At 64.6% G+C, this 12779-nt stretch carries 10 protein-coding genes; all 10 read left to right on the plus strand.

Translation table 11 applies throughout. The features are described 5' to 3' along the window. Positions 1 to 146: 146 nt before the first annotated feature. The 10 genes from grxD (at position 147) to cheD (ending at position 12779) form a co-directional block, all read left to right on the plus strand. Positions 147 to 461: a Grx4 family monothiol glutaredoxin gene (grxD, locus tag EL388_RS12650; protein ID WP_126463748.1), complete on the plus strand. Its 315-nt coding sequence runs from the start codon at positions 147 to 149 to the stop codon at positions 459 to 461. 239 nt (positions 462 to 700) lie between these two features. Further along, the gene (locus EL388_RS14440; RefSeq protein WP_126463749.1) at positions 701 to 1867 is read left to right on the plus strand and encodes a methyl-accepting chemotaxis protein; all 1167 of its coding nucleotides are present in this window, start codon (positions 701 to 703) and stop codon (positions 1865 to 1867) included. A gap of 57 nt (positions 1868 to 1924) precedes the next feature. After that, positions 1925 to 2704: an IS1595 family transposase gene (locus EL388_RS12660; protein WP_197721789.1), complete on the plus strand. Its 780-nt coding sequence runs from the start codon at positions 1925 to 1927 to the stop codon at positions 2702 to 2704. Between the two features lie 32 nt (positions 2705 to 2736). Then, positions 2737 to 3102: a response regulator gene (locus tag EL388_RS12665; protein WP_126463750.1), complete on the plus strand. Its 366-nt coding sequence runs from the start codon at positions 2737 to 2739 to the stop codon at positions 3100 to 3102. 39 nt (positions 3103 to 3141) lie between these two features. Next, positions 3142 to 5472: a chemotaxis protein CheA gene (cheA, locus tag EL388_RS12670; RefSeq protein WP_126463751.1), complete on the plus strand. Its 2331-nt coding sequence runs from the start codon at positions 3142 to 3144 to the stop codon at positions 5470 to 5472. Positions 5473 to 5486: 14 nt separating this feature from the next. Continuing rightward, a complete protein-coding gene (locus tag EL388_RS12675) occupies positions 5487 to 5972 on the plus strand; it encodes a chemotaxis protein CheW (RefSeq protein WP_126463752.1) in 486 nt (161 codons plus the stop codon). Between the two features lie 13 nt (positions 5973 to 5985). Continuing rightward, the gene (locus tag EL388_RS14365) at positions 5986 to 8328 is read left to right on the plus strand and encodes a methyl-accepting chemotaxis protein (protein ID WP_126463753.1); all 2343 of its coding nucleotides are present in this window, start codon (positions 5986 to 5988) and stop codon (positions 8326 to 8328) included. 86 nt (positions 8329 to 8414) lie between these two features. Beyond that, positions 8415 to 11222: a methyl-accepting chemotaxis protein gene (locus EL388_RS14370; protein ID WP_165919141.1), complete on the plus strand. Its 2808-nt coding sequence runs from the start codon at positions 8415 to 8417 to the stop codon at positions 11220 to 11222. A gap of 85 nt (positions 11223 to 11307) precedes the next feature. Further along, entirely contained in the window at positions 11308 to 12174 is an 867-nt protein-coding gene (locus EL388_RS12700; RefSeq protein ID WP_126463754.1) for a CheR family methyltransferase, read from the plus strand. Then, positions 12171 to 12779, plus strand: a complete 609-nt coding sequence (gene cheD, locus EL388_RS12705) for a chemoreceptor glutamine deamidase CheD (protein WP_126463755.1) — start codon at positions 12171 to 12173, stop codon at positions 12777 to 12779. Before EL388_RS12700 ends, cheD begins: the two co-directional genes overlap by 4 nt.

Below are 12779 nucleotides of genomic sequence, written 5' to 3' on the forward strand. Positions count from 1 at the left end.
ATATCAATGTACGAAATATTAACCGAGCCTGTCAAATGGTTATTAGCCCGGGAAACGAGAGAAACGGGCAGGCGTTGCATAGCCCCACTGGCCGCCCATATAATTACCCGACTAAATTAATCAGCTTTAGCCAGAGGTCGAAACACATGAGCATCCAAGACGTCATCCACGAACAAGTCACCAGCCACCCGGTCGTGCTCTACATGAAAGGCACGCCGCAATTCCCGCAGTGCGGCTTCTCGGCCACCGCGGCCCAGATCCTCAAGGCCTGCGGCGTCGGCGATTTCTATTCGGTCAACGTGCTGGAGAATCAGGAGATTCGCGAAGGCATCAAGCAGTACGCCAACTGGCCGACCATCCCCCAGCTCTACATCAAGGGCCAGTTCGTCGGCGGCGCCGACATCATGCGCGAGATGTTCCAGTCAGGCGAACTGCAGAAACTGCTGGCCGCCGCACAATAAGCTACGCTGCCAGTCGATGGCCGTTCTATCAACTGGCGGCACACCTTGCCTTGCATCCATCAATCCGCCCCGGGCACCAGACACGTTGCCTGGCGAAATCGACGCGGACAGCATATTTCAACGAAATAGCCACTACGTAGCGATACTAGGCAAACGCCCTTACGCCAGATGCTTGTCAGCCGCCAATCAAACAAAGAAACTTAACGGCTGAAACCAACATCACAGGCGAGGGGCCATTTTTGAAATCCATCACAACATCCGGGACGACCATCGCCGCGCTCGGATTGGCCGCGCTGGGCGCGGCCGCCTGGTTCATCGAGGTGCCGCTCTGGCGCGTTCTGGTCATTGCTGCCATCGGCCTGGCAGGCATTTTCTGGCTGCGCCGCAGCGCGACCTCGTCACGCGAGGAAACCGCCGCCGGCTCTCCGGTCGTCGACGACACCGAGGCCCAGGCCCTGGTCCACAGCCTGAATGCCGAATTCAGCGCCCTCTGCCAGGCCAGCACCGATGAACTGAACCGCGTCAGCGTCCTGCTCGCCGAGGCGATCGAGCGGCTGATCAACAACTTCAGCGGCATCAACCGGCTGGTCCGGAGCCAGCACGAGCTGACGCTGTCGATCACCCAGAGCACCACCGAGGGGCCGGACAACAAGATCGATTTCCACGCCTTCATCCAGAACACCTCGAACACCCTCGAGTCCTTCGTCGACAACACCCTGAACACCAGCAAGCTGGCCATGGGCCTGGTCGAGACCATGGATTCGATCAGCAATCAGGTGGCCTATATGCAGGGCATCCTGGGCGAGATCGAGGGCATCGCCAAGCAGACCAACCTGCTCGCGCTAAACGCCTCGATCGAGGCGGCGCGGGCCGGCGAGGCAGGCCGCGGCTTCGCCGTGGTGGCCGACGAGGTGCGCAACCTGTCCCTGCGCACCAACCAGTTCAGCCACGAGATCCGCGACCGCATGGCCCAGGTCGAAAACTCCCTGGCCGGCGCGCACGAGGCCATCTATGCCGTCGCCTCGACCGACATGAACTTCGCCCTGCAGTCGAAACAGACCGTGCAGGACACCCTGCACCATGTCGAGGCGATGAGCTCGAACACCGCAGACGCGGCCGAACGGATCCACCGGCATGCCGATGAGGTCGCCACCTTGGTCAACGATGCCGTCACCGCCCTGCAGTTCCAGGACATGACCAGCCAGCTGCTCGCCCATACCCTGGGCCGCATCCACACCATTCAGGAAATGGCCCTGAGTGCCGATGAAGCTGTACGCAACGTCGGCAATCCCGAGGCCTTCCACAACGCCCGCAACCGCGCCTACGAAGCCCTGGAGCGCAATCGCGCCCGGCTCAACCCGGTCAGCCAGGGCAGCATGGACTCGGGCGAGGTCGAACTGTTCTAAAGCCAAAAAGTTAGGTAATACCTAACCAAACTGGACCAAATCTGGAAGGATTTGGTCATGAAGAAATGCCCTGGTTGTGGCTACAGTCGACTGTATCAGTTGGCTGATGGCCGCCACAAATGCAAACGCTGCGGCCATCGCTTTCGCTGGCGTAGCGCGTGGTCGGCCAGCCGGCTGAGCGACGCCACCAAGCACGAACTGCTGCGTCGCTTCGTTTGGGGCGTGCCGGTTTACCGGCAGCGCTTCGGCGCCTTGGCCAGTGCGCCGGCGATCGAACGCTTTTACCGGCTGGTGCGTGCTTGCATGGCGTGGGCGGAGGAGTTCCGAGAACCCTTTGCCGGGGCGGTCGAATGCGACGAGACCACATTTGGCGGGGCTCGGCACGGCAAACGGGGCTGGGGTGCGGTCGGCAAAGTGATCGTGTTTGGCATCGTCAAGCGCAACGGCCAAGTCAAGGCGATGCCGATCGCGGCTCACAGCCGGGCAGAGGTGATGCGCCACATCCAGGCCCATACCCGGGAGGGCGCGTTGTACTACACCGACGAGTGGCAAGCTTACGCGACACTGAAGCTGCGGGGTGAGCACGTGGTGATCCGCAAGGAGAAAGGCAAGCCGGTGGGGCGGGACCATATCAACGGCATCGAGGGCTTCTGGAGCTATGCCAAGAACTGGTTGTATCCTTACCGGGGAGTGCCTCGCAAATACTTCCATCTTTACCTTGGGGAAGTTTGTTACCGTTTCAACCACCGGACTGATGACCTGAAACCCTTGCTGGTCAAGCTTCTCAAGACCACCAGCATCCAGGATATCAGCCCAAAATTGGTCCAGATTCGTTAGGAATTACCAAAAGTTATAGAGAGAGGTGAGCCATGGGCAAAGTCGTACTGACCGTTGACGATTCCGCATCCATTCGCCAGATGGTGTCGTTCACGCTGAAAAGCGCCGGCTACGAAGTGGTCGAGGCCGTCGACGGCGAGGACGGCCTGAACAAGGCCAAAACCAAGGCCGCCGACCTGGTGCTGACCGACCAGAACATGCCGAAGATGGACGGCATCACCCTGATCAAGACCCTGCGCGGCCTGCCCCAGTACAAATCGACGCCCATCCTGGTGCTGACCACCGAGTCGTCCGACGCCATGAAAACGGCCGGCCGTTCGGCCGGCGCCACCGGCTGGCTGGTCAAGCCCTTCGACCCGCAAAAGCTGCTGGACGTCGTGAAAAAAGTGATCGGCTGAGTTCGCGCCCAACAAAATTCACTGGCAGGGAGGACGGCGATGGCCATCGACATGAGCCAGTTCTACCAGGTCTTCTTCGAAGAGGCGAAGGAGCATCTGGACAATATGGAAAGCCTGCTGCTCGCGCTCGACGTGGACGCCCCTTCGCTCGACGACCTCAACGCCATCTTCCGGGCCGCCCACTCGATCAAAGGCGGCAGCGGCACCTTCGGCTTCACCGACATGACCGAGGTGACCCATGTCCTGGAGACCCTGCTCGACCGCCTGCGCAAGGGCGAACTGCAACCGACCACGGAGATGGTCGACGCCTTCCTGACTGCCGGCGATGTGCTGCGGGCGCAACTGGAACACCATCAGGGCGGCCCCGAGGCCGATCCGGCGGCCATCGCAGACGTCTGTCAGCGACTCGAACACCTGGCCAGCGACGAAACGCCCGCCGCCAGCGAAACCGCATCCAGCCCCATGGCGGCCGCACATCCGGTCTGCCACTACCGCATCGAATGCCCGCTCGCCCTTGAGCTGGCAGGCAACGAGCAGGCCATCGACAACCTGATCGCCGGCCTGGGCGAACTGGCCGCGATCGAGGTGGAGCATCGCCCGACCCCCGCCGATCCCCGCCTGGTTGCGCTGCTGACCACCGACAAGCAGCCGGCCGAATTGCGCGATGCCCTGGACTTCTACGCCTCCGGCGACGATATCGCCATTCACCCGGTCGACGCTGCGGCAACCGCTGCCGAGGACGAGGGCTACGGCTTCTTCGTGGAGATCGCCAACGAGCCGGCCGGCGCCGGCGAAGGATTTAGTACCAGCGTAACGCCGGCTGCGCCGGCATTAGCCTCCACTGAAACTGAAGGTTTTGGTTTCTTCGACGAGGCGCCCGGCGCACCGGCGAGCGCAACCGCCACCGAGGGTTACGGCTTCTTCGACGCCGCGCCGGGCGCCCCGGCCAATGCGCCGGCTGCTGTCCACGAAGAGGCAGGCTTCGGCCTGTTTCTCGATGCCCCCGGTGCCGGCGGTGCGTCCGCCAGCCCGGCGCCGGCCGCACCGGCTACCGCACCTGCCGCGCCGCCAGCCAGCCAGGCCGGCCGCCGCGCCAGCGACAACCCAAGCGTGGAGGTGGCCAAGACCGGCCGGCGCGAGGCCGACAAGACCAGCACGACCAGCAGCGCCGAATCCAGCATCCGGGTTTCGGTCGAAAAGGTCGACCAGCTGATCAACCTGGTCGGCGAGCTGGTGATCACCCAGGCCATGCTAGCCCAGTCGACCCAGCATCTGGACCCGGTCGAGGCCGAGCGCATCCTGGCCGGCATCGACCTGCTCGCGCGCAACACCCGCGACCTGCAGGAATCGGTGATGTCGATCCGCATGCTGCCGATGAGCACGGTCTTCTCCCGCTTCCCGCGGGTGGTGCGCGATCTGGCCGGCAAGCTGGGCAAACAGGTTGAACTCAAGACCCTGGGCGAGAACACCGAGCTGGACAAGGGCTTGATCGAAAAGATCGCCGACCCGCTGACCCACCTGGTGCGCAACAGCCTGGACCACGGCATCGAGACACCGGAAAAACGTCTGGCCGCCGGCAAGCCGGCCAAGGGCACCATCACCCTCAAGGCCGCGCATCAGGGCGGCAATATCATCATCGAGGTCATCGACGACGGCGCCGGCCTCAATCGCGAGCGCATCCTGAACAAGGCGAAGGAGCGCGGTCTGGCGGTGCACGATAACATGCCCGACCAGGAGGTCTGGCAGCTCATCTTCGCCCCCGGCTTCTCCACCGCCGAACAGATCACCGATGTCTCCGGCCGCGGTGTCGGCATGGACGTGGTCAAGCGCAACATCGAGGGCATGGGCGGCAAGGTCGAACTGCACTCGGCCGAGGGCTTCGGCACCCGCACCGTGATCGGTCTGCCACTGACCCTGGCCATCCTCGACGGCATGTCGGTCGGGGTCGGCGACGAGACCTACATCGTGCCGCTCACCCTTGTGATCGAGTCGCTGCAACCGGCCGCCGACGACATCAAGACCATCGCCGGCGAAGGCCGCGTGGTGCACATCCGCGGCGAATACCTGCCGCTGATCCCGCTCGGCGCCGTGTTCAACCTGGAGCGCGCGCTGGACGACCCGACCCGCGGCATCGTCATGGTGGTCGAGGTCGAAAACGGCAAGGCGGCGCTGTTCGTCGACGAGCTGCTGGGCCAGCACCAGGTGGTGATCAAGAGCCTGGAGAGCAACTACCGCAAGGTGCCCGGCGTTTCCGGCGCCACCATCATGGGCGATGGCCGGGTCGCGCTGATCCTGGACATCGCCGCCGTCGCCCGCATGGGCTTGCAGATCAACCGCAGGAAATACGGCCAGAACCAGCTGGCCGCCTAAATCGGGGAAGCGCTATGGAACAGATGGAACAGAGCATGGCCGCCGCCTCGGGCGAATACCTCACCTTCGTCCTGGGCAAGGAAGAGTACGGCATCGACATCCTCAAGGTGCAGGAGATTCGCGGCTACGAGGCGCCGACCACCATCGCCAATGCCCCGGCCTTCCTCAAGGGCGTGATCAATCTGCGCGGCGTCATCGTCCCGATCATCGACCTGCGGATCAAGTTCAACCTGGGCGAGCCGACCTATGACCAGTTCACCGTGGTCATCATCCTCAATGTGGCCAACCGCATCGTCGGCATCGTGGTCGACGGTGTCTCCGACGTCATCCAGCTGAACAGTGACACCCTGCGTCCCGCGCCGGACTTCAGCTCCACCCTGGATGCCCGCTACATTATCGGCCTCGGCACCCTCGATCAGCGAATGATCATCGTGGTCGACATCGAAAAGCTCATGACCAGCCAGGACATGGCCCTGGTCGAAGAAGCCGCTGCGAGCTGAGCAGGAGACCGCGATGCGCACCAATCTTCCTGTCACCAACGTCGAGCACAAGCTGCGCCCCGGCGAATTCATCGTCTCCACGACCGACCGCAAGGGCCTGATCACCTACGTCAACCCGACCTTCGTCGAGATCAGCGGCTTCACCGAACAGGAACTGATCGGCGCCCCGCACAACATCGTGCGTCACCCGGACATGCCGCCCCCGGCCTTCGCCGACCTCTGGACCACCCTGGAGAAAGGCAAGCCCTGGAGCGGACTGGTCAAGAACCGCTGCAAGAACGGCGATTACTATTGGGTGCGAGCCAACGCCGCCCCCATCTGGCAGGGCGACAGCATCGCCGGCTACATCTCGGTGCGCACCGCCCCGAGCGATGCCGAGATCGCCGCGGCCGAGGCCATCTACCGCGCCGTGCGCGATGGCCGCGCCGGCAAGGTCATGGTCCTGGAAGGCGCCGTGGTCTCCGCCCGCGTCCCGGCCGTGATCTGGCGGCGGATCACCACCTCCTCGCTGAAGGCACGCCTGATCGCGCTCATCGCCATCACCGGCGGCCTGCCCTTGCTGTCCAGCCTGCTGCTGGATGGCATGACCGCCATCGCCCTGAACGCCATCAGCCTGGCCGCAGGCGCCTTGATCGGCATCTGGGCCTATCGCGACGTGAGCCGACCCCTGGCCAAGGCGGTCAAGGACATGACCCAGATCTCCCAGGGCCACATGGACGTCGCCACCCTGGCCGGCGCCGACAACGAGGTCGGCCACGCGCTGTCGGCGCTCAAGGCCCTGCACATCCGGGTCGGCTTCGACCTGGCCGAAACCAAGCGGGTGGCGGAGGAGGCGCTTCGGATCAAGATTGGTCTGGACAACGTGAGCACCGGGGTGATGATTGCCGACACCGAGCGCAAGATCATCTACGTGAACAAGTCGGTGGTCGACATCCTGTCCCGCGCCGAGGACGACATCAAGAAGCAGCTGCCCAACTTCTCGGCCAAGACCCTGGTCGGCACCAACATCGACGTGTTCCACAAGAACCCGGCCCACCAAGCCCAGCTACTGGCCAACCTGAACGGCACCCACAGCGCGGCGCTGACCATCGGTCCGCGCAGCATGGTGGTGCGCGCCAGCCCGGTGATCAACGAGCGCGGCCAGCGCCTGGGCGCCGTGGCCGAGTGGACCGACCGCACGGCCGAAGTGGCGGTGGAGAAGGAAGTGGCCGAGCTGGTCAACGCCGCCGCGGCCGGCGACTTCAGCCGCCGGCTGAACCCGGCCGGCAAGGAAGGCTTCTTCCTGCAACTGGCCGAGGGCATCAACAAGCTGGTCGAGACCTCCGAGCGCGGCATGAACGACGTGGCCGAGGTGCTCAAGGCCCTGTCCGAAGGCGACCTGACCCGCCAGATGGAAGGCGACTACGAAGGCCTGTTCGCCGAGCTCAAGGACAGCGCCAACACCACCAGCTCGCGCCTGCGCGAGATCGTCGGCCAGATTCGCGAGGCGACCGACGCCATCAACACCGCCGCCCGCGAGATCGCCACCGGCAACGCCGACCTCTCGAGCCGGACCGAGAGCCAGGCCTCTTCTCTGGAGGAGACCGCCTCCAGCATGGACGAGCTGACCAGCACGGTGAAACAGAACGCCGACAACGCCCGCCAGGCCAACCAGCTGGCCCAGGGTGCCTCCGACATCGCGGTCAAGGGCGGCGAGATGGTGGGCGAGGTGGTGCAGACCATGAGCGCGATCTCCGAGAGCTCGAGCAAGATCGCCGACATCATCAGCGTGATCGACGGCATCGCCTTCCAGACCAACATCCTGGCGCTGAACGCGGCGGTGGAGGCGGCCCGGGCCGGCGAACAGGGTCGCGGCTTCGCCGTGGTCGCCGGCGAGGTGCGCAATCTGGCCCAGAGGAGTGCGGCCGCCGCCAAGGAGATCAAGCAGCTGATCAACGACTCGGTGGACAAGGTCGATGCCGGCTACAAGGTGGTCGAGCAGGCCGGCAACACCATGCAGGAGATCGTGCAGTCGGTGAAGCGGGTGACCGACATCATGGCCGAGATCAACGCGGCCTCGACCGAGCAGAGCCAGGGCATCGAGCAGGTCAATGCGGCGGTGGCCCAGATGGACGAGATGACCCAGCAGAACGCCGCCCTGGTCGAGCAGGCGGCCGCTGCCGCCGAGTCCTTGCAGGACCAGGCCGACGGCCTGGCCCAGGCGGTGGCGGTGTTCAAGGTCGGCGGCGGTGCCGGCAGCCTGGCCGCCCCGCGTCAGGCCGTGACCCGGGCGCCCCAGCCGTCCCGCCCCGCGCCCAGGCCGGCCTCCCGTCCCGCCACGGCCGCCACCGACGAGGATGAATGGCAGGAGTTCTGAACATGCCCGACAACCGGAAACCCGAATATCGCTCGCCCTGCCGCATGACACGGGCCGGGCAAATCGCTTAAACCGAGGAGGAAACCATGCGCGTCAACATGCCAGTCACCGGAAGGGAATATGTCCTGCGCGACGATCACATGATCGTGTCCAAGACCGACACGCGCGGCATCATCACCTACATCAACAAGGACTTCCTCGAAGTTTCCGGCTTCACCGAAGAAGAGCTGATCGGTGCGCCGCACAACATCGTGCGCCACCCGGACATGCCGCCCGAGGCCTTCGCCGACCTCTGGGAGACCCTGCAGAAGGGCATGCCCTGGACCGCCATGGTCAAGAACCGTTGCAAGAACGGCGACCACTATTGGGTGCTGGCCAACGCCGCGCCGATCCGCGAAGGCGGCCAGGTGGTCGGCTACATGTCGGTACGCAGCAAGCCCACCCCGCAGCAGATCGAAGCGGCCAGCCGTATCTACGCCTCGATCAAGGCCGGCGAAAAAACCTGGAAGGTGGTGCACGGCCGGGTCGAGAAGAACACCCCGCTGTCCAGGCTCAAGCTGCTCAAGAACATCAGCATCAAGGGCCGCCTGGCCAGCATGGTCGGTCTGGCCAGTCTGCTGTTGCTCGCGGTCGGCGGCCTCGGCCTGTTCGGCCTCAACCAGTCAAACGAGGATCTGCGCGGTGTCTATGAGGACCACACCATCGCCCTCGGCCAACTCGATCGAATCACGCGCAACCTGGTCAACAACCGGCTGAACATGGCCGAGACCCTGCTCGACCCCAGCCCCGAGAGCGTCCGCAGTCACCTGGCCGACACCGAAAAGCGGATCGATGAGATCAACAAAACCTGGGAGGCCTACATGGCCGTCGACCGGCCACCGGAGGAGAGGACCGCGGCCGAGCAGTTCGCCGCCGATCGGACACGTTTCGTCAAGGAAGGCCTGCGGCCGACCATGGAAGCCCTGCGCGCAGGCCAGATCAACGAAGCGCGCCAGCTCTATGGCAAGCTCGACGAGCTATTCAAACCGGTACGCAAGAGCATCAATGGCCTGATCGACCGGCAGCTCGAAGCTGCCAACGCCGCCCATGAGGCCTCCGGCGAGCGCTATGCCACGATCCGAAACCTGAGCATCGCCGCCATCGTCCTAGGCTTGACCTTGCTGGTCGCCATGGGCGCGATCCTGATCCGCGTCATCACCCGGCCGCTCAACCGCGCAGTCGAGGTGTTCAACAACATCTCCGGCGGCAACTACAAGAACCATATCGAGATCGAGCACGAGGACGAGGTCGGCAGCGTGCTCAACGCCCTGCGTTCGATGCAGACCAAGATGGGCTTCGACGTGGCCGAGACCCAGCGCGTCGCCGACGAGGCGCTTCGGATCAAGATTGGTCTGGACAACGTGAGCACTGGGGTGATGATTGCCGACACCGAGCGCAAGATCATCTACGTGAACAAGTCGGTGGTCGACATCCTGTCCCGCGCCGAGGACGACATCAAGAAGCAGCTGCCCAACTTCTCGGCCAAGACCCTGGTCGGCACCAACATCGACGTGTTCCACAAGAACCCGGCCCACCAAGCCCAGCTACTGGCCAACCTGAACGGCACCCACAGCGCGGCGCTGACCATCGGTCCGCGCAGCATGGTGGTGCGCGCCAGCCCGGTGATCAACGAGCGCGGCCAGCGCCTGGGCGCCGTGGCCGAGTGGACCGACCGCACGGCCGAAGTGGCGGTGGAGAAGGAAGTGGCCGAGCTGGTCAACGCCGCCGCGGCCGGCGACTTCAGCCGCCGGCTGAACCCGGCCGGCAAGGAAGGCTTCTTCCTGCAACTGGCCGAGGGCATCAACAAGCTGGTCGAGACCTCCGAGCGCGGCATGAACGACGTGGCCGAGGTGCTCAAGGCCCTGTCCGAAGGCGACCTGACCCGCCAGATGGAAGGCGACTACGAAGGCCTGTTCGCCGAGCTCAAGGACAGCGCCAACACCACCAGCTCGCGCCTGCGCGAGATCGTCGGCCAGATTCGCGAGGCGACCGACGCCATCAACACCGCCGCCCGCGAGATCGCCACCGGCAACGCCGACCTCTCGAGCCGGACCGAGAGCCAGGCCTCTTCTCTGGAGGAGACCGCCTCCAGCATGGACGAGCTGACCAGCACGGTGAAACAGAACGCCGACAACGCCCGCCAGGCCAACCAGCTGGCCCAGGGTGCCTCCGACATCGCGGTCAAGGGCGGCGAGATGGTGGGCGAGGTGGTGCAGACCATGAGCGCGATCTCCGAGAGCTCGAGCAAGATCGCCGACATCATCAGCGTGATCGACGGCATCGCCTTCCAGACCAACATCCTGGCGCTGAACGCGGCGGTGGAGGCGGCCCGGGCCGGCGAACAGGGTCGCGGCTTCGCCGTGGTCGCCGGCGAGGTGCGCAATCTGGCCCAGAGGAGTGCGGCCGCCGCCAAGGAGATCAAGCAGCTGATCAACGACTCGGTGGACAAGGTCGATGCCGGCTACAAGGTGGTCGAGCAGGCCGGCAACACCATGCAGGAGATCGTGCAGTCGGTGAAGCGGGTGACCGACATCATGGCCGAGATCAACGCGGCCTCGACCGAGCAGAGCCAGGGCATCGAGCAGGTCAATGCGGCGGTGGCCCAGATGGACGAGATGACCCAGCAGAACGCCGCCCTGGTCGAGCAGGCGGCCGCTGCCGCCGAGTCCTTGCAGGACCAGGCCGACGGCCTGGCCCAGGCGGTGGCGGTGTTCAAGGTCGGCGGCGGTGCCGGCAGCCTGGCCGCCCCGCGTCAGGCCGTGACCCGGGCGCCCCAGCCGTCCCGCCCCGCGCCCAGGCCGGCCTCCCGTCCCGCCACGGCCGCCACCGACGAGGATGAATGGCAGGAGTTCTGAGCTAGCCGCACCCAGTCGCTGTCGGGCCAAGGCCTTGGCCCGACAGCTCGTATCGATTCGAACCTATTGCTAGCGAAGCTAAGCCATGGCGATCAGCAATTTCCCCGGCAACCGGGCAGACCGCGAGTTCGATTTCACCCAGCGCGACTTCGAAGAGGTGCGCAAGCTGATCTATGCGCATGCCGGCATCAGCCTGTCGGATGCCAAGGTCGACATGGTCTACAGCCGCCTCGCCCGCCGGTTGCGGGCGACCGGCCTGACCACCTTCCAGGATTATCTGGCGCTGCTCAGGGGCAACGACGAGGCCGAATGGGAGGCCTTCGTCAATTCCCTGACCACCAACCTCACCTCGTTCTTCCGTGAGGCACACCACTTCACCATCCTCAAGGATTTCCTCAAGCAGCGGCGCGAGCGCCCGATCAACATCTGGTGCTGCGCCTCGTCGACCGGCGAGGAGCCCTATTCGATCGCGATGACCGCGATCGAGAGTCTCGGCGACGGCGCCGGCACGGCGGTCAAGATCCAGGCCTCCGACCTCGACACCAACGTCCTGCGCAAGGCCCAGGATGGCATCTATCCGATCGATCGGATCAGCAAGCTGTCCGAGGCCCAGCAGCGTCGTTTCTTCCTCAAGGGCACCGGCGGCAAGGAAGGCATGGCCCGGGTGCGGCCGGAGCTGCAGGGCATGATCAACTATTTCCGGCTCAACCTGCTGGACAAGCACTGGTCGGTGAAAGGCCCGCTGGATGCCATCTTCTGCCGCAACGTCATGATCTATTTCGACAAGCCGACCCAGTACAAGATCCTGCAGCAGATGAAGCCGCTCTTGAAGCCGGACGGCCTGCTCTTCCTCGGCCACTCCGAGGCGCTCTACCACGCCTCCGACTTGTTCCGCCTGCGCGGCCAGACCGTCTACGTCCACGCCGAGGCCGCCGGGAAGGGGCACAAATGAGCCACCCGGCCTACGAGGAAGTCCTCGCCCCGACCCAGTATTACGACCGCAATTTCCAGATCGAGGCGGCCAAGATCCTGCCCGGCGAGTACTACGTGACCGGCCGCGACATGCTGCTGGTGACGGTGCTCGGCTCCTGCGTGGCGGCCTGCGTGCGCGACCCGAAGACCGGCATCGGCGGCATGAACCATTTCATGCTGCCCGAAAGCGGCGATGCCGCCAACGTGTTGTCATCCTCCGCCCGCTATGGCGGCTACGCCATGGAGATGCTGATCAACCAGCTGATCAAGCTGGGCGCCAGCCGCAGCCGGCTCGAGGCCAAGGTCTTTGGTGGCGCCGCCGTGCTGCGCGGCTTCACCACGGTCAACGTCGGCGAAAGCAACAGCGATTTCGTGCTCGACTACCTGAGCAATGAAAAGATTCGCGTCGTCTCCCAGGACCTGCGCGGCCTCTACCCGCGCAAGGTCTATTTCTTCCCCGCCAGCGGCCGGGTGCTGGTCAAGACCCTGAAGACCGTGCACAACAACACCATTGTCGAGCGCGAGAAGGAATACGGCAGCCGCCTCAAGTCGTCCACCATCGCCGGCGACGTGGAGCTGTTCTGA

Source organism: Sulfuritortus calidifontis, from assembly GCF_003967275.1.
GTDB lineage: Bacteria > Pseudomonadota > Gammaproteobacteria > Burkholderiales > Thiobacillaceae > Sulfuritortus > Sulfuritortus calidifontis.